Genomic DNA, 21,568 nt, shown 5'->3' with positions numbered 1-21,568 from the left:
GTTTCGGATACGCAGAAGGCCCGCTCTCAAGGGAGAGCGGGCCTTCTGCGCCATCAGCTGGTGATCAGTGCCGCGGAGGCTGGTTCGGATCGACCGGGCCGTCGGTAGCAGGACCCTCGGCAGGTCCGGCAGCGGAAGCGGTCTGGTTGCGCAGGATCTCGCGGATGTCGCCGAGCAGGTCCTCGGTGGTCGGAGGAACTTCTTCCTCGGGTGCACCACGCTTGCGCAGTTCGTTGAGCTTGTTCATCGGCACGATGATGATGAAGTAGACGATGGCTGCAACGATGAGGAAGTTGATGGCCGCAGTGATGACCGCACCGAGATCGATGGTGGTCTCGGGGACGTTCTCCTTGATCCGGAACGCCAAAGCTGGTCCCTCGGCGCCGCCGACGGCGGCGATGAGCGGGTTGATGATCTTGTCGGAGAAGGCGGTGACGATGGCGGTGAATGCGCCGCCGATGATGACCGCGGTTGCGAGTTCGACGACATTCCCCTGGAGAATGAAGTCCCGGAATCCCTTAAGCATTAGAGAAACCCTTTCGGTGTGTGATCACTGAAATGCTGTTGATGAATAGCTCAATTACGTTCCAATAGTACACATCAGTAACACATTGTCAGCAGAAATGTTCTGCGAGTCTGACCACCGTATTGATGTGTCAGGAAATCGAAATGCAGAGGCGAAAGCAGGCTCGGAATGGGCATCAGTCTCTTAGCACTGCGGTTCAGCAGGGTCGATGATCCGAATTTGGCAGGATGGCGGCGGATCAGCGGGGGAGGATCGCAAAGCTGATCGGAAGCCCGGCGAACTCGGCGACACGCCTGGCATCGTCTGCGGAGAGGATGACGGAAACAAGCTGGCCTGACTCTGCGGCAATTCCTTCGGGTTTGTCGACGAGGCGGGCGATTGTCACCTCTTCGACGACGATTTCCGATCCGCCGTCGGGAAGGGACGAGAAGACGCGGATCTTCTGCCCGGGTTGGAGCAGTGCGGCCGAGGCGTCATCGGCCAATCGAATCGGCATGAGAAGGTCACGGCTGCCCTTCGGCAGCGCCTGCTGATCGAGCACGGTCGACGAGGTCAGCGGTGATCCCTTCGACAATCCCGCCGAGGTGGCCCGCCCCTTCACCTCATCAACAGACCGGAATGCCTTGTCGGGGACCACGTCGGACGGGAACTGAGTGAGGGTGAGGTCGTCAGCCTTGAGCTCGGTTCCCGGTGCCAGATCCGACTTCGCGACGACGATCGCTGTTCCACCGTTGTTCGGCGTGAGTGTCCACACGGTCAGCGCGCAGGCGCAGGCCAGGCAGATGGCGGCGAGAACGCGCTGGGGCCGAATTCGCGACGATCGTGTCCAGCCGGGAGGCGAGGTTCGGATGCGGTGGAAGAATCCCATGCACCGAGCCTGCGGCGCCATGCAGCCGGCGGCAAGGGTGCGGAAATCGCCTGTGGACAGTTCGTGCCGTCCACAGGCGATCGGTGTCTGAGTGCCGAGGGCCGGAGCGGTCAGCTCGCGGCTGGAGTGCTTGCCGCCGAAGAGCTGCTCGACGATGAGTTCGACGTCGAGGAGGTCGAGCTTTCCTTCGCCGACGAGCTCGAGGACTCCTTCGAGGAGGAGTCAGAACCCGAGGAGCTGACGGTGCTCGACTTGCTCGAACGGGAGTCGGTGGCGTAGAAGCCGGATCCCTTGAAGCTGATGCCCACAGCGCCGAAGACCTTCTTCAGGCGGCCCTGGCATTCCGGGCAGACGGTGAGCGAGTCATCGCTGAAGTCCTGATGAATATCAAAGGCGTGACCACAGCTCTTGCAGGCGTAGGAGTAGACGGGCATTCGAGACCTTTCTTCGACGACAAGATTATAGTGCACACCGGAACCTCCCCGGAGCACCGGTCCGCGGTATGCACAAGGTTATCCACATATCAACACGCGCGAGTGGGTGCGGATTCCCGACGATCAGGCCCTGAAGACATGTGTTCCCTCCTCGGTGACGGCCGCAGGGATGCGCAGGTCCCAGTCCTCGGCGAGAAGGCCCGTCAGATCGAGCTCCTCGGCGAAACACACCCCGAAGATGCGGGGCTCCGAATCGGGAGCTCCCGAACCGTCGGGGCCCGAACCGAGAGGCTCCTCCCCGTGTGGGCCGAAGGTCCTGTCGTAGAAGCCGCCCCCATTGCCCAGGCGGGCGCCGTCGACACCGAAGCCCAGGGCGGGGACGAAGATGAGGTCGAGGCCGACCGCGGGGGAGAGCAGCTGAGCGGCGGTCAGCAGCGTGCCGTCCTGGGCCGGCTCGCGGATTCCCCATCTGCCCTGCGGTCTCAGGCTGGTCATCGAACCAGTGACCCGGCCGAACATCAAAGGCTCGCCCACTCTCGTGACGACCGGCAGGTAGACGGTGCCGCCCGCGGCGAGAAACCGATCGAGCGCCGGGTCGAGGTCCGGCTCTCCGGGCAGCGCCGCATAGGCAAGAAGCGAGCGAACCGGTGCATTCCGAATGAGGTTCCACGCGGCGTCGGCCACGGAGCCTGCCGATGCCACGGTGTCCGGGGCCGCCACGGGCCCCGGGTGCGGGGTCGAGTTCGGGGCCGCCTCGGTGGGAGTAACCTGCGGCGACGCCATCGTCGTTGACGACGATGCGGCGGGAGTCGCCTCGGCGAAGGGTCGTCTGGCGCGAGCGGCGCGGATGCGGGACCGCAGCTGCGCCTTCGAAGTTTCTGGGTCCACGCATTTCAGACTAACCGGGGTGGGCGGATTCGTTAAGATGACTTCATGAGTGATGAAGCGCAGCGCACCGTTCGCAAGGCCGTGATCCCCGTCGCCGGTCTCGGAACTCGGTTCCTCCCCGCAACGAAGGCCACCCCCAAAGAGATGCTCCCCGTCGTCGACAAGCCGGCGATCCAGTACGTCATCGAGGAAGCCGTCGATGCCGGTCTGCAGGACGTCCTCATGATCACCGGCCGGAACAAGCGTCCGCTGGAGGATCATTTCGACCGGGTCGACGGGCTTGAGGCAGCACTCGCTCAGAAGGGCGATGACAAGAAGCTCGCTGCCGTGCGCCATCCCTCTGAACTCGCGGATATCCACTATGTGCGCCAGGGCGATCCCAAAGGACTCGGGCACGCCGTTCTCAAGGGACGCCAGCACGTGGGTAACGAACCGTTCGCGGTGCTCCTCGGTGATGACCTCATCGACGAGCGCAGCCCGATCCTGCCGAAGATGATCGAGGTCGCGGAGAAGACCGGCGGCAGCGTCGTCGCGCTCATGGAGGTCCCGTCCGAAGCGATCCACCTCTACGGCTGCGCGGCCGTCGAGACGACAGCTGATGACGAGGTCGTCAAGGTCACCGGCCTCGTCGAGAAGCCCGCCACCGAGGATGCTCCCTCGAACTTCGCCGTCATCGGCCGCTATGTGCTGGCTCCGGAGATCTTCGACGTCCTCGAGACCACGAAGCCGGGACGCGGCAACGAAATCCAGCTCACCGACGCCCTCCAGGAACTCGCCGGAGACGACGAGGGCCACGGCGTCTACGGAGTCGTGTTCAAAGGCGCTCGCTATGACACCGGCGACAAGCTCGACTACCTCAAGGCGGTTGTGCAGATCGCGTGCGACCGGGAGGACCTCGGCGACGACCTCAAGGCGTGGCTGCGCGACTTCGTGCCGACACTGGACTGAGTGCCGACACAGGGACGAGCCGACCGTCCTGGTGCGGCCCGTCCGAGCCGACCGACCTTGAACCCGAGAGCGAGGGCAGCCGCGTGTGGCCTGTCATCCTGACTGATCGACAGTCCGATATCGTGCTGCGACCGCTGCGCCGCCGTGACGAAGAGGCGTGGCGAGAGGTTCGCCGTTTCAACCGCGACTGGCTGCGCCCATGGGACGCGACCCTGCCCGCACCGGGCCAGGAGCTGCCGGGCTTCCGCATGATGGTGCGGATGCAGGACAAACAGGCCAAACGTGGTCAGACGGTGCCGTTCGCCATCGAGGTCGACGGGAGCTTCCGCGGCCAGATCACCGTGTCGGGACTGAGCTGGGGCTCGATCCTGTCCGGGCAGATCGGGTACTGGATCGACTCGCGCGTGGCCGGACGCGGAATCACCCCGGTCGCTGTGGCCATGGCCGCCGACCACTGCTTCTTCGCCCTCGGACTCCACCGAATCGAGATCAACATCCGCCCGGAGAACACAGCGAGCCTGCGCGTGGTCGAGAAGCTGGGCCTGCGCGACGAGGGCCTGCGCGAGAAGTACATGCACATCGACGGACAGTGGTGCGACCACCGCACGTTCGCCCTCCTCGCCGAGGAGGTCCCGCAGGGGCTGCTCGCCGCATACCGACACGGAACCGGTGGGTGGTAGGAGCGCCGGTCGGGCATGTTCAGCCGCCACCTGGGAATTCGGTGAACTTCACTCTTGTTTGACCGACACACCTCGCGCCTTCACGACTTCCCCGATGCCTGCAATTTAGGGTGGCATTGTGGACACCAGCATCATCGTCGTCATCGCCATCGTCGTGGTCTTCGCCGTTGCTGTGCCCGCAATGATTCGGAAGTCCGCGACGGATCTCTCGCGCGTCGAAATCGACACGGTTCCGGACAACGCCGCCGTCGTCTCCGCCGAGACAGCCATCCCCGGACACGACCATTCGGAACGCATCCAGGTCTTCCACGACAAGCCCCGGAAGGTGCCGTCGGTTCCGACCCAGGGCATCTCGCAAGAAGCCGAGGCGCCGAAACTGAGTCTCTCGGCTTCCAGCCCCGAGTTCGCCGTCATCGACGGTCACGGCGAAACGCACACCGTCACCGACGCTGCTGAGCACGCCCAGCTCAACGTCCTTCCCGTTGCGGTCGGTGACACCTCCTCCCTGTCCAGCGACCACGGTGTCGGCGGTCGCGTTGTCGGAGTTCCCAGCGTAGGCGTCGGCACTGACACAGGATCTGGTGCAGGAACTGCCGCCGACAACGTTCGACTGCTCCACCCCGCCGTCCACGCGGTCTTCAACGACAGCGGCCGCTCCGCCGGGCGGTCGGACCGACGGGGCCGTCCACCTCAGGCACATCCGCCGCACGCGAGTGGCGTCAGCCGCGACGCGCCGGCGAACCGGGCCGGGTCGTACAGCGCCGGTCGGGCCCCTCAAGGAGGCGGACCACGCGAGGACCGGTCCCGGACGGGACACGGCGGCCACCTCGGCGAGGAGACGGCCAGCACCCATGGACACGACCGACAGATTTCCAATCCGACCATCGGAACCGATGAGGAACATGCGATGACTGAGCAAGCCACGACCCTGCGGGAGTCACTGAAGTCGCTGAACACCATGGTCAGGGGCTTCTCCCTGGTCTTCCTCGCCTTGGTCTTCGGCGTTCTTGTGTCGAGTGTGCTCGCGGCCTTCTCGGTCGTGCACATCGCCTTGGCCGGGGTCTTCCTCGGTCTTGCGGTCTTCGCACTGTTCCTCGTGCGCACGCTCAACCTGCGGAAGCGGGACACGAAGAAGAAGCTGCGACGCCTGCAGGAGACCGCGCGGTCACGGACGTCGGCCAAGCCCGCCCGCGTCGCCGAGCCGGAACGTTCCTCCGCGCCGGTGCGCGCCGGCCACCAGGACCGCGCCACGCGGCCGGAGCGTGTCACCAAGTCTGAGCCGACGGGGCAGCCGACTGCCACGGCACGACCGAAGACGAGCGGTGCGCCTGCAGCCGAGACGCAGACACCAGCCCGGACAGGTGCGAAGTCGCAGACCGTTGCCGTCAAACGGCAGCCTCGCACGGCACCTGCACCGACCTCGAGCGGAACCGCTGCCCGGATCGCCGCAGCTGCTCAGGGCACGAGCGCGGCGGCGAAGGCCGCGCAGGCACGCGCTGCGATGAACCGATCCGCCGAGGCAAAGAAGTCCCGCGAAGAGGCCGACACCGGCGAGATCCCACTGGTGCGCATCCGCAAGGAAGCCGGCGAGGGCCACACCACACGCCAGGTCCTTCTCACCGGACCGATCCCGGTCGTGAAGGAGAACGCCACCGGGGACAGTGACTCCACCTCTGCCGAGGCGACCGCTGACTCCGAGGCCGAGTCGACTTCGCATTCCGCTGTCACGGCGGCTTCTACCCAGACGGCTGAGACCAAGCCTGAGCCGACGGACACCACGGCCGATGGCGAGAACGATGCCGGAGCCACCTCGGCGAAGTCCGCGGAGAAGGTCCGGGCCGAAAGGACCGGGGTCCCGGTCTCGCTCGGAGCCGACCTCGTCGCTGAGCCCGACACAGACGCAGCCGACCGGAAGGACGCCGACGCGGATGTGCACGCTGCGCTGAACGCGGCGACTCGCACGGTCGATGACCCGTTCATGCAGCGACTGAAGTCGCGCGACGGATGGTCGCCGACCCCGTTGCCCGTTCCCAGCTACGTCGACGCACCCGAAGCCGAGCATCCGGTGCCTTCGGCATCGGCGGCCGATGCCAGCTCGTACGAGACCGAGGCTCGCAGTCGTGAGGACATCGCCGCTGAGTTCGCCGAAGAGCTCGGCTACCGGCCGGAGCTCAGCGACTCCGCCCGCGAGGACGGTCCGCTCGGCCACGGACGCAAGGCGATTCGCACGACGAAGGCCGCCGACCTCGGCGCCGTCAACGACGTCCTCGCTCGTCGTCGCGCCTGATGCCCCGAAGCAATTGAGTTTCAGGCGGCACGGAATTCGCGATGCAGACGCAGAAGCCCCGCACAATGGCGGGGCTTCGTCACGCCAGGGGTGATGGTGTCCAGTGTATGTCGCGGGCAGCCCAGTTCACGACAGATAGCATCCGTTTGAAAGCGTGCTATCTGTCGTCGATGGTGCTGCCGGCGATCAGGCGCTGAAGGCGAACCAACAGATCGCGTTGCGCCGCACCTGATCGTCCAGTACGAGTTCGCGGACGTCGGTCGGCAGCCGCTCGCGCTGCCAGTCGCGTTCGGCGCAACCGGCCGTGAGGTCTTTGCCCGACCGTCCGCGGGCCGCTTTGATCGCGTAGGCCGCTGCCCCGAGGTCGTGTTCGGCGACGTGTCCGACGCAGGCCGCCTGCCCCGCCGCATAGGCGGCGAACCGGGCGGGTCCACGCAGGGGTCGTGCGGCACCCATGGCATGACCACCGAGGGCACGAGCCTCCATCATCGGCATCTCACCGGCTGCCCACGCCCGTGCGGCGGCAATGGCGCTGCGTGGTCGCTCATCCTCGGGGCAGGCGGATTCGAAGTACGGCAGGACGTGTTCCGCACAGTCGGCGGCCCACAACGCGAGAAGCCGGTGGTCGGCATCGGTCAGCAAGCCGCCTCGGCGAATCGTGATCATCCGCGGATCGCGAACCTCCGGCAGGATCATGGGCGCCGACCGACCACGGACGGCGGACGCAGGCGATGAAGCACGCGGACGTTCACAGTTGCCGATTCTAACGCCCCCACCGACCGGGCCGGTCTGGGGAAGGTCGGAACCGCGGCACGAACCTGCCTGGGGCTGTGTGTTCCCCTGCTGGACACGGCCGCCTCGGCAGTCTTTGACCGTGCTAGATTGCTCACCGTCGACCACGCGAGGGCGGTCGGCAGGGAGCAGAGCCAGCGTTCAGAGGAGGAACCGATGGTCGGTATCGAAGACCGGGTCAACGCCGACAGGGTCGGGGTACGGCGCGCCCGCCGCGCGGCAGCCGGGTCGTTCATCGGCGCCGTCGTCGAATGGTACGACTTCCTGCTCTACGGAATCGTCGCAGCGTTGGTCTTCGGCGAACTCTTCTTCCCCGGCTACAGCGAGCAGGCCGGAACGCTCGCCGCATTCGCGACCTTCGGCGTCGGTTTCATCTTCCGCCCGCTCGGCGGCATCATCTTCGGCCACTTCGGCGACCGCCTCGGTCGCAAGTCCATGCTCGTGTGGACGATGACGATCATGGGTGTGGCTACCGCCCTCATCGGATTCCTGCCGATCTACCAGTCCGTCGGCTGGCTCGCTCCTGCCTTGCTGGTGCTGCTGCGTTGCATCCAGGGCATCGCCGTCGGCGGGGAATGGGGCGGTGCCGCGCTCATGGCCGTCGAAAGCGCACCGTCGAAGCTGCGGGCCTTCTTCTCCAGTGGAGTCCAGATCGGCTATTCGTTCGGACTGCTGCTGGCCACCGGGCTCGTGGCACTGCTCAGCAGCAGCTTCTCCGCCGAGGCCTTCCTCGCTTGGGGCTGGCGCATCCCGTTCTTCTTCAGCGCCGTCCTCGTTCTCGTCGGGCTGTGGATCCGTGCCGGTGTCGAGGAATCCGAGGAGTACGTCGAGCGCGTGAAGAACGTGAAGACGGACAAGACCGCGAAGTTGCCGATCCTCGAGGCTTTCAAGCGCTATCCCGCACAGATATTCCAGATCGTCGGCCTGCGCTTCATCGAACTGCTGACCATGTACATCGTCACGACCTTCGCCCTGTCGTATTCGACCGAGCAGCTCGGCCTGGACCGGCAGATCATGCTCAACATCACGCTCCTTGTCGGCGGTCTCGGCATTGTCACGATCCCCGCCTTCGCGTACCTCTCCGACCGCTACGGACGGCTGCGGGTCTACCTCACCGGCGGCGTCATCGGCCTGATCAGCGCCGTCCCATTCTTCCTCGTCCTCGAGGCCGGGAACATCGTCGGCATCGTCATCTTCGCCGTGCTGCTCATCAACATCGCCCACGATGCCGTCGTCAGCGTCCAGCAGCCGCTGTTCGCCGAGATGTTCAGCCCCGAATTCCGTTACAGCGGAGCGGGCGTCGGATACCAGCTCGCCAGCGCGATCGCCGGCGGCTTCACCCCGTTCATCGCGACGTTCCTCGTCGGACTCGGCAACGGGACTTGGTACCTCGTGGCGGCCTACCTTGGCGGCGGCTGCCTCATCTCGATCTCGATCGCCATGTACCTCGTGCGCAAGTGGCAGGTCGGCCGCCGCGCCGAGCGCTCCACCGCCGACACCGCACGGGTCGTGTCCGCCTGATCGTTCGGCTGAGCGGACTCAGGTCTTGTGTCAGCTGCGGGGCAGGGCCACGTACTTGACCTCGAGGAACTCGTCGATGCCGACGCGTCCGCCCTCGCGGCCGAGGCCGGACATCTTCACTCCGCCGAACGGCGCAGCCGGGTTCGAGACCAGGCCGGTGTTGAGCCCGACCATGCCGACTTCCATCTTGTCGGCGAGTCCGAGGGCACGTTCGACGTTCTCGCTGAACAGGTAGCCGACGAGGCCGAACTCGGTCTCATTGGCCAAGGCGATGCCTTGTTCGTCCGTGTCGAAGGTGACGATGGGGGCCACGGGGCCGAAGATCTCCGTCGTCCGGATCTCGGCGTCATCGGGAATGTCGGTCAACACTGTCGGGGTGTAGAAGAAACCGTCGCCGTCGATCCTGGTTCCTCCGGTGAGGACCTTCGCTCCCTTGGCTACTGCCTCATCGACGAGGCCGGCGACCTTGTCGAGGGTGTCCTGGTCGACGAGCGGGCCCATCTCGGTTCCTTCGTCGAGGCCGTTGCCCACCTTCATCGCGCCGATGCGTTCGGCCAGTCTCGAGGAGAACTCCTCGGCGAGAGAGGAATGGACGAACATGCGGTTCGCTGCGGTGCAGGCCTCACCGCCGTTGCGCATCTTCGCGACCACCGCGCCTTCGACGGCCTTGTCGATATCGGCGTCGGCGAAGACGACGAACGGCGCGTTGCCGCCGAGCTCCATCGACGTCTTCATGACGTTGTCGGCGGCCTGCTTGAGCAGGCCCACCCCCACCTCGGTGGACCCGGTGAATGTGACCTTGCGGGCGATGCCGGACTCCATCCAGGCAGTGACGACGCGGCGCGCGGAGTCGGAGGTGACGAGGTTGAGCACGCCGGCAGGCAGGCCGGCCTCGACGAGGACGTCGACGAGCATGAGCGAGGTCAGCGGGGTCAGCTTCGCGGGCTTGAACACCATCGTGCAGCCAGCGGCGACAGCGGGTCCGATCTTGCGGGCGCCCATGGCCAGCGGGAAGTTCCACGGAGTGATGAGAATGCAGGGTCCGACGGGCTCGCGCGAGATGAGCATGCGATTCTTGCCGTCCGGTGACTGCGAGTAGTCACCCTCGATGCGCACAGCCTCTTCGGAGAACCAGCGGAAGAATTCGGCGCCGTAGGTGACCTCGCCCTTGGACTCGGCGAACGGCTTGCCCATCTCTGCGGTCATGACCGCGGCGATGTCGTCGGCGCGGTCATGCAGCAGTTCGAAGGTCCGGCGCAGGATCTCGGAGCGTTCGCGCGGCGAGGTGGCTGCCCAATCTGCCTGTGTGTTACCGGCGACCGCGATGGCCTCTTCGGCATCGGTGGCGGAGCCGTCGGCCACGGTGGTGATGATCTTGCCGGTTGCGGGATTGCGGACGTTGATGGTCTTGCCGCCCTCGGCCTCGCGCCACCGGCCGTTGATGAACAGGCCGGTGCCAAGTTTGTCGATGATCGGGGTGATGTCCACGACGCGTCCTCCTTGAGTGTCGTCGGTGCAGAACCGCGTGGTCGGCGTGAGAACGTCCCCGCCGCAGTACCGGAACGCGGCCGCTTCCAGTCTAGTGCTCTTCGGCCCGAAGCGTCGTGGGGAATTCGCTGCCGACACCCGTCACGCGGGGGACTCCTCAGGCGGGGGACTCGTCGGGCCCATCGGCTGCGGAGCCACCGTCGGCACTCGAAGCGCGGGCGATTATCGACAGTGAAGCGTGGGCGAGTGCACTGATCGCGATGAGCTGACGCCCTCGACACTGAGCGATGCCGGCCCAGTCACTGCGACGTGACGAGACCAGGCAGGGAACTGACGAGACGGAATCGGGCCCTCAGGCGACGAATTTGTCGAACTCGTCGTTCTTGGCCAGGAAATTCTGCACATAAGAGCACGTGGTGCGGAACTTCAGCCCCGCCTCGGCGCTGGTCTCGAGGGCATAGCGCACCAGCTTGGCCGCCAGGCCGCGACCGCCCCACTCGGGCGAGACCTCGGTGTGGGTGAAGGTGCGCACCGGACCGTCGGCGGTGTCATCGGCACTCGCCTCACGGTCGATGTAGTCGGCGAGGCCGATGACCTTGCCCGCATGGGAGACGGTGAAGCGTTTGGCGGCGGCATCCTCGGCGATGGTGAAGGTGTCTCCCGAGATGTCGATGTCCATGGTCGTTCCTCCCGAATGTCGGTGCCCCGAATGTCCGTGTCGGCGGCACTGCGCGATAGTCGGCGGCGATCGGCTGACGCTCGTCGCCGTCCTGACAATTGACACTATAGTTCTGTTTCTGAGAAAGCGACTAGCCTGGTCAGACGCAGCCGCACGGACGATTGTGAAGGAGTCCCGCCTATGACCGCACACCCCTCGGCGTCCCCGGTCGACGCGCACCGCCAGAAGCTGCGCGATGCCGGATTCGAGGTCGCCGAACTGAGGTCTGCCGACATCGCCGACTATGTCGAGCTCGTGTCCTCGGCCTACCGTGGCGAGGGGTCGAAGCAAGGGTGGACGACCGAGGCTGACCTGTTGGGCGGACAGCGACTCAACGGCCCGATGGCCGAGGATATGCTCGCCGAGGCGGACTCCCAGATCCTGCTCGCCCGCGATGAGCAGGGCCGCGCCGTCGCCAGCGTCTACGTGCGCGAACCCGAAGACGGAGCCGCCTACCTCGGCGTGCTCGCCGTCTCTCCGCCTGGGCAGGGCAAAGGTGTGGGGTCCGCGCTCATCGGCCTCGCCGAGGCATGGGTGGCCGAGCACTGGGGCGCGACATCGATGCGGATGAGCGTGATCAACAAACGCGAGGAACTCATCGCCTACTACGAACGCCGCGGCTACTCGCGCACCGGAGAAGTCGAACCCTTCCCCTACGGCGACGAACGCTTCGGTCTGCCGAAGGTCGACGACCTCGCGTTCGTGATGCTGTCCAAGCCCCTGGGCTGAGGGGCGGCTGCGCCGAGAAACGGGCTGAGCCTCAGAACATCATGGCGGGAACGACGAGGCCGCCGACGAGTACGACCGGCCCGATGACGACCATCGACATGCCGAACTTCACGAGGATGCGCGTCAGGCGCGGCTTGTCCTCGACCGGGGCGGTCGCCACGACCGTGGCGCCCAGCGTCGAGAACGGTGAGACGTCGACGACGGCCGAGCACACGCCCAATGCCGCGATGAGGGCCCAGCCGGGCACACCACCGGCGGCGATGAGCGGCAGAGCCAGCGGCACGAGGGCCGCCAGGATACCCGTCGTCGACGCGAACGCCGAGACCAGGCCGCCGACGATGCAGAGGACGAAAGCCGCGATGAGCGGCGACCCGATCGCCTCGGCGCCCTCACCGAGCAGGTCCACGGCGCCCATGTTCTGCAGCACGCCGACGAAGGTGATGATGCCGCCGACGAGCAGCACGGTCGGCCAGTCGATCTTCGGGATCGCGGCCTTGCCCGTCTTCGGATCGACGAGCGAGAGAATCGCGCCGAACATGAAGCACAGCAGGCCGATGTCCGGTTCCTGGCCGAGGGCCGCGAGCACGACCACGGAGCCGATGAGACCGACCATGAAGACCACGGTGAGGATCTGCACGAAGGTGAACGGCGAGGAATCACCCGCCTCGTCGGTGGTGGAGGAGTCGAAGAGGGCTTCGTCCTCGTCGTCCTCACCGAAGGCCACACTCGACGCCGAGGCGGAACCGCGGGAAATCGTCGACTGCGCGCTTCCGGCGTGCGCCCCGGCCGAAGCATGCGCGGAGGCTGCCACCGTGGTCTTCGAGAACAGCGACCGTCCGTACATGAAGTATGCGACGGCGAGCATGACGAGGTAGACGGCCACGGCGATGCCGAAGAGCAGGAAGGGGGAGAGGTCGATTCCGGCATCGTGCGCGGTCGAGTACGTGACGATTCCGTAGAGGCTGGTCGGGGCGAAGCCACCGGCGCCGATGGCGAAGCAGATCGCCAGGCCCATGAGCGCATAGTCGACCCCGTACTTGCGGGCGACCTGCATGCCCACCGGCATCATCACCAGCCCGGCCAGCGGGGCGCCCATGGCCGCGATTGCGCCGGTGATGAGGAAGAACACGACCGGCAGCAGCACCGCCGAGGATCCGACGCGTTCGAGGGCCCAGTCGATGATCTTGTCGACGGTTCCGTTCTCCTGCGCGATCGCGAAGAAGTAGGTCACGCCCGCCAACAGGATCATGATGCTCAGCGGGAATTCAGCGACGATGTCCTCGACCGCCATGTCGGTGAAGAGGAGCCCGGTTCCGGCCGCGCCGACGAGCATGAGCACGCCGATCTGCACCCCGCGGACCGCGCCGATGGCGAATAGGGCGATGAAGATGAGCAGAGCAATGATCTGAGTGAGCATGATGTCCTTGCGAAGGCTGAAGCGACGCTGAGCATCGCTGGCTGATTCGCTGAGAGACACTACCAGTGTTACCGGCGGGTACCGCCGAGGCGTGTCCGACCTGTCGGAAAGTCCCGATAGACGGAAAATCCTCGCCGAGGCGGCCCGTGGGCAGGGGGAGCCGTCTCAGAACTACCTGACGGCGGCTGAGCAACCTCGCGCCAGGTTGCTCAGCCGCCGTCAGGTAGTAATTGGGGGGATCAGGTGAGGAGGAGGGCTCCGCCGAGGGCGATAAGGGCGACGATGATCGTGACCAAGGCGGCCAAAGCGATCGGTCGGGCACCGAGGTTCCTCAGCGACCGCCACTGCACTCCGCGACCGAGGGCGAACATCGCCATCGCCAAGCACACGGTCTGAATCCAACTGAGGCCGGTGACCGCGAACTCCGGCAGCAGACCGAAGGTGCGCAGAGCCGCCATAACGAGGAACCCCACGACGAAGAGGGGCACGATCGGCGGGCGCTTGCCCTGAGCCGGAGCCTGCTTCGTCGTGGTCGACACCGACCCCGCGGTCGGCTCGGAACCGGAGGCTGCCGCGGAACCCGCGGCCGACCCCGCCCTCGCAGAGGTCTCGGCGGCACCGGCCGCCTCGGTGCCGGAGTTCTCCACCGCCCTGTCCTCACTGCGGCGCACGGCATAGCTGAACACGGCGACGGTGGGGGCGAGCATGATGACGCGGGCGAGCTTGACGAGGACGGCGATCTCGAGGGCCGCGGGGCCGATGATGCCGCCGATCGCCACGACCTGGGCGACCTCATGGGTGGCGGCTCCGCCCCACATTCCGGCGGCCTCCGGGGACAGACCCAGGGCGGTCGAGAGTCCGGGCACGATCGCGATCATCAGAGTGCCGAAGAGGACGACGAGGCCGATCGCGGCGGCGACATCCTCTTTCTTCGACTTCAGGGTCGACTCGACTCCGGCGACGGCGGCGGCACCGCAGATGCCGAAGCCGCTGCCGATGAGCACGGCCAGGGGACGGTCGACCTTGAGCGGTCCGGCCAGGGCCAGGGCGGACAGGATCCCGACGGCGACGATGACGGCGGCGAGGACGAGGACGAGCCAGCCGAGATCGAGGATGTCGCCGAGCACCACCTGCGCACCGAGAGCGACGATGCCCAGGCGCAGCAGCGGCTTCGCCGCGAAGTTGAGTCCGGGCATGAACGCCTCGGGGAGGTTAGGCACGAGATTGCCCAGGAGGATGCCGAGCACGATCGCCACGAGCAGCGGTGAGAGCACGGGGGCGAGCATGGAGATCGGCCACGCGACGGCCGTGGCCACGGCGGCGACGGCGAGTCCGGGTAAGAGGGAGGTCAAGCGGTTCATGGCTTCAGTCTGTCAACGCCTGCGCAGTCGCAGTAGACGGTGATTTCGACGCAACCCATATGGATCTGATATGCCATGATGGGCATATGCACGCTCTCGGCAATATGAAGAACTGGCCCGAGCTTCAGGCTCTGGGTCTGCTGGTGGCCCTCAGCGGCAACGCCCGATCGATCGGCCAGGCCGCGGCGAAACTCGATCTCGCCCAGCCGAATGCCTCGCGCAGCCTGCGCAACCTCGAACGCGACCTCAAAGTGCCGCTGCTGCGGCGCTCGCCGCGGGGAACCGAACTCACCGTCGAAGGCCGGGCCGTCGCCGAATGGGCCTCGAAGGTCATCGAAGCCTATGACACCCTCTACGCCGGTGCCCGCGCCATCCAGGACGCCCGCGCCGGAACCGTCAAGGTCAGCGCCTCGCTGACGGTCGCCGAATACCTCATGCCCCACCACCTCACGACCTTCCGTGCCGCGCATCCGACGATCGACATCGGTCTGTCGGTGGAGAACTCCGCGACCGTCATCGACCGGGTGCGCCGGCAGACCTGCGACCTCGGGCTCATCGAGTCCGTGTCCCTGCCCCAGGACCTCAACGCCGAGGTGGTCGGCCGTGACCGACTCATGATCGCCTGTGCCCCGGATTTCGCCCACGCCTGGACGACGCCGATCACCGCCGAAGGGCTCGCGCAGGTGCCGCTGCTGGTGCGTGAGAACGGCTCCGGCACGAGGGAGACCATCGACGCGGCGCTGCTCGGCGCGGGCGGGGTGCGCGTGGCCGGCGAGTACGGATCGAATTCCGCCCTGCGCATCGCCGCCGCCACATCCGTGGCCCCGGCCGTTCTCTCCGAGCTCGCTCTGCGCGATGACTTCCGGGCCGGGCGGCTGGTGCCGCTGCTGGTGGGCGACGACGTCGACCTCACCCGCGAACTCCACGCCGTGTGGGCGAAGGGCAGGCGGCAGTCGCCCGGAGCGCGCCTGCTGCTCGAGCACATGATCGACAGTCTCGAGTGATGGAATCCGGACGGCTCGGCACCAGCGGCGATCGCGCCCGTATATTGGGGACATGACACAGCCTGAGCCTGCCCCCTCATCCGCCGCTCGTTCCGAGTACGCTGCCGACACCATCGTCGTCGAAACCGGGCGCCCGCAGCGCACCGACGGGGCTTCCGTGAACCCGCCGATCGAACTGTCCTCGACCTTCGTGGGCGCGGGCGACATCTCCGCATCGCCCTACGCCTATGCCCGTTTCGACACCCCCGCATGGACGCCCTTCGAAGAGGCGCTCGGTCAGCTCGAACATGCCAGCCTGCCCGGACTGGTCTTCGGCTCCGGTCTGGCCGCGATCTCCGCCGTGATCAGCCTCGTACCCGCCGGCGGCACGCTCATCATCCCGACTCACAGCTACCAGGGGGCGCTCGCCTCCGCGGAGCAGATCGCCGGGCGGCAGAACTTCGACCTCGTCACCGTCGACATCTCCGACACCGAGGCGGTCATCGCCGCCCTCGATCGAGCGGGGCACGCCACGACAGGTCAGGCGGACACGGACGGGACGGCCGCCTCGGCGGGGGACACGGACGGGACGCCCGCCTCGGCGAGTGCCGGCGCAGCCGGATCCCCGGGGATGCTGTGGATCGAATCGCCGACGAACCCGATGCTCGAGGTCGCCGACGTTCCCGCGCTGGCCGCGGCCGCCAAGGACCGCGGGTTCCTCGTCTGCGTCGACAACACCTTCGCCACCCCGCTGCTGCAGACTCCGCTCGATCTGGGCGTCGACATCGTCGTGCACTCGGTGACGAAATACCTGGCAGGCCACTCCGACGTCGTCCTCGGCGCGGTCATCACCGGCAACACCGAACTGCGCGAGGAGCTGCACACAGAACGATCCATGCGCGGCGGCATCGCAGGACCCTTCGAGGTCTGGCTGGCCCTGCGCGGACTGCGCACCCTGGCGGTGCGCCTCGACCGCGCGCAGGCCAACGCCCAAGCCATCGCCGAGCGCCTGGCCGCCCACCCCGCCGTCGTCGAAACCCGCTACCCGGGCCTGCCGGACGACCCCGGCCATGCCCGCGCGGCCGCGCAGATGAACGGGTTCGGCGCGATCATCTCCTTCACCGTCGAATCCGCGGACAAGGCCACCGCCATCGCCGAGGCGGTCCGACTGTGGACGCCGGCGACCTCCCTGGGCGGGGTGGAATCCCTCATCGAACGTCGCCGACGGCACCCGTCGGAACCGGCGACCGTGCCCGAGGGACTCATCCGTCTGAGTGTGGGCATCGAGAACCTCGACGACCTGTGGGCCGACCTCGAGGCGGCCCTGGCCTGATGGGGCAGACGCCCGACTACGTGCTCGACCGGCCCAGCGTCGACGACGTCGACCAGTTCTTCGCCGTCGACTCCGACCCGCGGGTCTGGACTCACCTGCCCAGCGGACGCCTGACCGATGAGGAGGAAGCCGAAGCGATCCTCGTTCGGCTGGTCTCCCAGTGGGAGCTCGACGGAATCGGGCCGTGGATGGTCCGGGAGACTCCGGGTGGGGACATCCTCGGCCATTGCGGATGCTCGCTGCGCGGGGTCGCCGGCCCCGGCGCCTCCCGCGGCACGCCGGGAGCGTTCTGGAACCTCGGATACCGGTTCCGCCCCGAGGCGCAGGGGCGGGGACTGGCGAGTGCGGTCTCGCGCGATGCGATCGCAGCGGCCGGGGACGTCGACCCCGAACTGCCGGTCGTGGCGTATCTGCTCGAAGTCAACACCGCCTCGGCGGTGGTCGCCCGCAAGCTCGGTCTTGAACTCGTTCACCGCGCACCCGATGTCGGCAATCCCGACCCGGCTGCCATCCGGCTGGTCTTCGCCGACCGGGAGCTCACCGCCGACCAGCTCGACGCAACACTGGCCTGAGAACCGCCCAGCTCGACGCGGCACTGGCCTAGGAGCGGCGGAGCCGCGACCATCCCCAACAGCCGCCTCGAACGGATGACGTCGTCGCGCATGAGGCGTACGGTGGTCACCGAACCAGATTTCTACGTCACGTAGAAATGAGATGACAGGGGGTGGCCGTGCAGGAGCAGAGTATGAGCGGGGTGATGTGGCACCCGAGTCTGCCTCCGACCTTCTCACGAGTCATCGACTGGCATCCGCAGCCGATCCCCGTCATCGTCATCCTGGCCGCGGCCGGTCTGCTGGTGTACGCCTTCTGCGTGTGGCTTCTTCACCGTCGTGGCGTGCGCTGGCCGATCTCCCGCCTGATCTGGTGGTGCTCGGGCATCGTCACGGTGATTCTCGTCGACGGCACAGCACTCAACGGCTACGGCATGGAGCTGTTCAGCATGCACATGATCCAGCACATGATCCTGTCGATGCTCAGCCCCATCCTGCTGGTCCTCGGCGCGCCGATCACACTGATGCTGCGCGTTCTTCCGGCCGGGTCGGGACGGTGGAATCTGCGTCGCATCATCCTCGCCGTCGTCCACAGCCGTCCGATGCGCGTGCTGACGAACCCGATCGTGACGACCGCTCTCTTCCTCATGAGCCTCTACGGCCTCTACTTCACTCCGGTCTTCGACCGGCTGATGTCGACGATGTGGGGTCACAATCTGATGTTCATCCACTTCGTGGCCATCGGCATGCTCTATTTCTGGAACATCTTCGGCGTCGACCCGTCCCCGCGCACCGACGGCAAGCGGAGGCTGGGCATCGATCCGACCGTCGTCCAAGTCTTCGAGGTCGTCGCCACCGTGCCGTTCCATGCGTTCTTCGGAATCGTGGTGATGATGTCGAGCACCCTGCTGACCGGTTACTACGGTATGGCGCCGTGGGGCATCGACCCGTTGGACGATCAGTTCGTCGGTGGGGGCATCGCCTGGGCATTCACGGAGATCCCCACCCTGATCATGCTCGGGGCGCTGATCATCCAGTGGCAGAGATCGGACGAGCGTCTCAGCCGCAGAATCGACCGTCAGGCCGCTCGCGACGGCGACGCCCAACTGCAGGCCTACAACCGTTATCTCGCGCAGCTGCACGCCGCAGACCAGCGCAGTCCTCGCCGCCGGGCATGATGGCTGCGTTCGAGTGCGACCCGAGCATGGCCCCCGACCTCGACTCATCCCGGACGTGTGACGCAGATCAACTTAACGTACGTTAAAGTGGCGGGAGATGCTTCTGCACGTCTCGAGGGCGGAGAGAAGCAGACGCCCCGAAAGCTACTCGGATCACCGGATTCGTACGAAGGAGTCGCATTGTCCACCAGTGTTCTCACCGAAGTCAGCGGCGATGTCACGACCGTGACCATCAATCGTCCGGAGAGCCTCAATGCGCTCGACGAGTCGACGTTCCAAGCCATCGGCACAGCCGTCGCCGAGGCGGCCGTGAACTCCCGTGCCCTCATCCTCACCGGCAGTGAGCGGTCCTTCAGCTCCGGAGCGGATCTGCAGGGAGGAGTGGCGAAGCGCGAAGGCATCGACCTCGCCGGGGCGAATGAGATCATCGCCTCGATCCTCGACCTGCCCATCCCCACGATCGCGGCGGTGTCCGGACCGGCCGCCGGCATCGGCTGTTCCCTCGCTCTGGCCTGCGACTATCTGGTGATGAGCGAGAAGTCCTACCTCATGCTGCCGTTCACGAAGATCGGCCTCATGCCCGACGGAGGCTCGACTGCCCTGGTCGCCGCCTCGGCCGGGCGTCACCGGGCTCTGCGCCTGGCGCTGACCGGAGAGAAGCTGCAGGCCGCCGATGCCCTCGACTGGGGATTGGCCAGCGAGGTCGTTCCGGCGGGAAGTCACCTGGAACGTGCCGAAGAAGTCGCCGTAGTCTTCGCTCAGGGCCCCACCCGGGCCCTCACTTCGTCGAAGCGAGCGATCAATCGGGCCAGCCTGGCCGAACTCGACTCGTCCTTCGACCGCGAGGTCGAAGGGCAGGATGCTCTGCGGGCAAGTAAGGACTTCGCCGAGGGAGTCGCCGCCTTCCTCGACAAGAGAGCACCCGGCTTCACCGGGGAATGATCCTGGAGCGGCGCGGATGAGATTGTTGATGACTGCCAGTCCACGGGCCGGTCCATGAACGCCTGGCCACGGATCGGTCCATGACCGCCCGACTACGGATCGGTCCATGACCGCCCGACTACGGATCGGTTGATAACTGTTTGACCACGAATCGACTCAACCGCATCCGCGCCGCCTCCACAGCTGATGTGATGGTGACGACCGCCCACCACGAAACCGGCGATCACGATACTTCTCCCGTCGCAGCCACAACGTCGCGACGGGACCGGAGCACGAACGAAGGAGTCTCATGCTGACAGGAATTCCGTCCACCCTCGGCGACAGCTACCAGCTCAACACCACCAGCCTCATCCGCCACGCAGCCACCGTCTTCGGTGATGTCGAGGTCGTCTACCGCCGTTCGGACGGCTCCTGGGGCCGATCGAACTACGCCGACGAATTCAAGCGCATGGCTCAGCTCGCGCAGGGCCTCGCCGACCTCGGCGTCGGCGCCGGCTCCATGGTCGGAGTCCTCGACTGGAACTCCCGCCGCCACCTCGAGCTCTACTTCGCCGTCCCCGGTGTGGCCGCGACCATGCTCCAGCTCAACCTGCGTCTGGCTCCCGAAGACCTCGCCTACGTCGTCAGCCACTCGAAGTCGGACTGGATCTTCGTCGACGAATCTCTGCTGCAGGTCGCCGAATCGCTGGCCCCGAAGCTCGACGTCAAGGGCTGGGTCGTCATGACCGACAAACCGATCGCCGAGATCGAGACGAGCCTGAACAACGTCGTCTCCTACGAAGATCTCATCGCCGACAAGCCCGAGACCTTCGACTGGCCGGTCGTCGACGAGAAGACCGCCGCCTACGCCGGATACACCACCGGCACCACCGGCCGGCCCAAGGGCGTCTACTACTCGCACCGCTCGATCTACCTGCACACCATGGGCGGTCTGGCCGCACTCCACGCGGGCTTCGACGACTGCGTCATGCCCATCACGCCGATGTTCCATGTGCTGTCGTGGGGATTCCCGCAGAACGCGGTGGCCGCCGGTGCCAAACTCGTCCTGCCGGGCAAGTTCGCCGCCGAGGAGTTCGGCGCCATCGCCCAGGCATTCGTCGAGGAGAAGGTCACCCTGGCCAACGGCGCTCCTGCCATCTTCGGGCCGATGCTGCAGATGATGAAGAAGATGCCGCAGGCTCCGGATCTGTCCGGCGTCCGTCTCGTCTCCGGATCTTCGGAGCCGCCGCTGTCGATGATGCGCGGGTTCAAGGAGGTCACCGGGGCTGATGTCATCCACGGCTACGGTGCCACCGAAACCACGCCGCTGGCGTCGACGAACTGGAAGATCCGTCCCGGTCTCGACCTCGACGAGGAGGAGAAGTGGGACCTCAAGCGCTCGCAGGGACTGCCGATCATCGGTGTCGAGATGAAGACGGTCGACCCCGAGGGCAATGAGCTGCCACGCGACGGAAAGTCCATGGGCGAGCTGCTCATGCGCGGCCCCTGGATCACCGAGTCCTACTATCAGCTGCCCGACAATGCCGATCGCTTCCTCGACGGCTGGTGGCGGTCGGGTGACGTCGGCACCATCGACGAGTACGGCTACCTCAAGATCACCGACCGTCTCAAGGACGTTATCAAGTCCGGAGGCGAGTGGATCTCGTCGATCGACATGGAGAACGCGATCCTCGACAACCCCGACGTCAGTGAGGCCGCCGTCATCGGCGTCCCCGACGAGAAGTGGGATGAGCGTCCCGTCGCGTACGTCGTCGCCAACCCCGGCGCCGAGGTGACCAGGGACGCGATCGTCGAAACGCTGAGTGCTCGTTTCGCCAAGTGGCAGATGCCCGACGAGGTCAGGGTCGTCGACGAGATGCCGCGCACCTCGGTGGGCAAACTCGACAAGAAGCTGCTGCGCAAGGACTGGGAACAGTCCTGATCG

20 protein-coding genes and 1 pseudogene are annotated in these 21,568 nt (G+C 66.3%); 12 read left to right on the top strand and 9 right to left on the bottom strand.

The features are described from left to right. Positions 1-64: 64 nt before the first annotated feature. Positions 65-526 (bottom strand): large conductance mechanosensitive channel protein MscL, encoded by a 462-nt coding sequence (mscL, locus tag QYM46_RS15670; RefSeq protein ID WP_169253179.1) that lies wholly within the window; start codon positions 524-526, stop codon positions 65-67. 238 nt (positions 527-764) lie between these two features. Then, on the bottom strand, positions 765-1,394 hold the full coding sequence (locus tag QYM46_RS15665; protein WP_432789716.1) for an SAF domain-containing protein: 630 nt from the start codon (positions 1,392-1,394) through the stop codon (positions 765-767). On the opposite strand from QYM46_RS15665, the gene QYM46_RS15660 reads away from it, so the two are divergent. After that, positions 1,380-1,673, top strand: a complete 294-nt coding sequence (locus QYM46_RS15660; RefSeq protein WP_432791774.1) for a hypothetical protein — start codon at positions 1,380-1,382, stop codon at positions 1,671-1,673. The two genes, QYM46_RS15665 and QYM46_RS15660, sit on opposite strands and share 15 nt — an antisense overlap. A 62-nt stretch (positions 1,674-1,735) precedes the next feature. Here the strand turns inward: QYM46_RS15660 and QYM46_RS15655 are convergent. Continuing rightward, positions 1,736-1,828, bottom strand: a pseudogene (locus QYM46_RS15655) (FmdB family zinc ribbon protein); the annotation flags it as partial. A gap of 123 nt (positions 1,829-1,951) precedes the next feature. Further along, on the bottom strand, positions 1,952-2,716 hold the full coding sequence (locus QYM46_RS15650) for a 5-formyltetrahydrofolate cyclo-ligase (protein WP_432789715.1): 765 nt from the start codon (positions 2,714-2,716) through the stop codon (positions 1,952-1,954). A 45-nt stretch (positions 2,717-2,761) separates the two neighbouring features. Between QYM46_RS15650 and galU the strand changes: the two genes are divergently transcribed. From galU to QYM46_RS15635, 3 genes are all read left to right on the top strand, one after another. Then, positions 2,762-3,664, top strand: a complete 903-nt coding sequence (gene galU, locus QYM46_RS15645) for a UTP--glucose-1-phosphate uridylyltransferase GalU (protein ID WP_432789714.1) — start codon at positions 2,762-2,764, stop codon at positions 3,662-3,664. Positions 3,665-3,747: 83 nt separating this feature from the next. Then, the gene (locus QYM46_RS15640) at positions 3,748-4,344 is read left to right on the top strand and encodes a GNAT family N-acetyltransferase (RefSeq protein WP_432789713.1); all 597 of its coding nucleotides are present in this window, start codon (positions 3,748-3,750) and stop codon (positions 4,342-4,344) included. Between the two features lie 118 nt (positions 4,345-4,462). Continuing rightward, positions 4,463-6,631 (top strand): hypothetical protein, encoded by a 2,169-nt coding sequence (locus QYM46_RS15635; protein ID WP_432789712.1) that lies wholly within the window; start codon positions 4,463-4,465, stop codon positions 6,629-6,631. Between the two features lie 186 nt (positions 6,632-6,817). Here QYM46_RS15635 and QYM46_RS15630 read toward each other — a convergent pair whose 3' ends face one another. Continuing rightward, on the bottom strand, positions 6,818-7,327 hold the full coding sequence (locus QYM46_RS15630) for a putative immunity protein (RefSeq protein ID WP_432789711.1): 510 nt from the start codon (positions 7,325-7,327) through the stop codon (positions 6,818-6,820). A gap of 252 nt (positions 7,328-7,579) precedes the next feature. Between QYM46_RS15630 and shiA the strand changes: the two genes are divergently transcribed. After that, positions 7,580-8,944, top strand: a complete 1,365-nt coding sequence (gene shiA / locus QYM46_RS15625) for a shikimate transporter (protein ID WP_432789710.1) — start codon at positions 7,580-7,582, stop codon at positions 8,942-8,944. Between the two features lie 30 nt (positions 8,945-8,974). On the opposite strand, the gene QYM46_RS15620 is transcribed toward shiA, so the two are convergent. Further along, positions 8,975-10,432 (bottom strand): NAD-dependent succinate-semialdehyde dehydrogenase, encoded by a 1,458-nt coding sequence (locus QYM46_RS15620; RefSeq protein ID WP_432789709.1) that lies wholly within the window; start codon positions 10,430-10,432, stop codon positions 8,975-8,977. A gap of 352 nt (positions 10,433-10,784) precedes the next feature. Further along, on the bottom strand, positions 10,785-11,111 hold the full coding sequence (locus tag QYM46_RS15615) for a GNAT family N-acetyltransferase (RefSeq protein WP_432789708.1): 327 nt from the start codon (positions 11,109-11,111) through the stop codon (positions 10,785-10,787). A gap of 180 nt (positions 11,112-11,291) precedes the next feature. Here QYM46_RS15615 and QYM46_RS15610 point away from each other — a divergent pair, with 180 nt between their 5' ends. After that, the gene (locus QYM46_RS15610) at positions 11,292-11,879 is read left to right on the top strand and encodes a GNAT family N-acetyltransferase (protein WP_432789707.1); all 588 of its coding nucleotides are present in this window, start codon (positions 11,292-11,294) and stop codon (positions 11,877-11,879) included. A 31-nt stretch (positions 11,880-11,910) separates the two neighbouring features. On the opposite strand, the gene QYM46_RS15605 is transcribed toward QYM46_RS15610, so the two are convergent. Both QYM46_RS15605 and QYM46_RS15600 read right to left on the bottom strand, forming a co-directional pair. Beyond that, positions 11,911-13,296: an SLC13 family permease gene (locus QYM46_RS15605; protein WP_432789706.1), complete on the bottom strand. Its 1,386-nt coding sequence runs from the start codon at positions 13,294-13,296 to the stop codon at positions 11,911-11,913. Between the two features lie 239 nt (positions 13,297-13,535). Next, positions 13,536-14,657, bottom strand: coding sequence for a YeiH family protein (locus QYM46_RS15600; RefSeq protein WP_432789705.1), 1,122 nt, complete (start codon positions 14,655-14,657; stop codon positions 13,536-13,538). Positions 14,658-14,743: 86 nt separating this feature from the next. Here QYM46_RS15600 and QYM46_RS15595 point away from each other — a divergent pair, with 86 nt between their 5' ends. The 6 genes from QYM46_RS15595 to QYM46_RS15570 all read left to right on the top strand — a co-directional run bounded on the left by QYM46_RS15595 (position 14,744) and on the right by QYM46_RS15570 (position 21,565). Beyond that, positions 14,744-15,661 carry a LysR family transcriptional regulator gene (locus QYM46_RS15595; RefSeq protein WP_432789704.1) on the top strand — a complete coding sequence of 306 codons (918 nt, stop codon included), beginning with the start codon at positions 14,744-14,746 and terminating at the stop codon, positions 15,659-15,661. 52 nt (positions 15,662-15,713) lie between these two features. Next, a complete protein-coding gene (locus tag QYM46_RS15590) occupies positions 15,714-16,973 on the top strand; it encodes a trans-sulfuration enzyme family protein (protein WP_432789703.1) in 1,260 nt (419 codons plus the stop codon). Further along, positions 16,973-17,545, top strand: coding sequence for a GNAT family N-acetyltransferase (locus tag QYM46_RS15585; RefSeq protein ID WP_432789702.1), 573 nt, complete (start codon positions 16,973-16,975; stop codon positions 17,543-17,545). The genes QYM46_RS15590 and QYM46_RS15585 overlap by 1 nt, the downstream gene beginning before the upstream one ends. Positions 17,546-17,718: 173 nt before the next feature. Further along, positions 17,719-18,702 carry a cytochrome c oxidase assembly protein gene (locus tag QYM46_RS15580; RefSeq protein WP_432789701.1) on the top strand — a complete coding sequence of 328 codons (984 nt, stop codon included), beginning with the start codon at positions 17,719-17,721 and terminating at the stop codon, positions 18,700-18,702. A gap of 180 nt (positions 18,703-18,882) precedes the next feature. After that, positions 18,883-19,644 carry an enoyl-CoA hydratase gene (locus QYM46_RS15575; protein WP_432789700.1) on the top strand — a complete coding sequence of 254 codons (762 nt, stop codon included), beginning with the start codon at positions 18,883-18,885 and terminating at the stop codon, positions 19,642-19,644. A gap of 289 nt (positions 19,645-19,933) precedes the next feature. Next, positions 19,934-21,565 carry a long-chain-fatty-acid--CoA ligase gene (locus QYM46_RS15570; RefSeq protein ID WP_432789699.1) on the top strand — a complete coding sequence of 544 codons (1,632 nt, stop codon included), beginning with the start codon at positions 19,934-19,936 and terminating at the stop codon, positions 21,563-21,565. Positions 21,566-21,568 lie beyond the last annotated feature (3 nt).

Source organism: Brevibacterium sp. K11IcPPYGO002 (assembly GCF_050920635.1).
In the GTDB taxonomy this organism is placed as follows: domain Bacteria; phylum Actinomycetota; class Actinomycetes; order Actinomycetales; family Brevibacteriaceae; genus Brevibacterium.
Note: the sequence above shows the minus strand (reverse complement) of the source record. Positions and strands in the feature narration are given on the sequence as shown.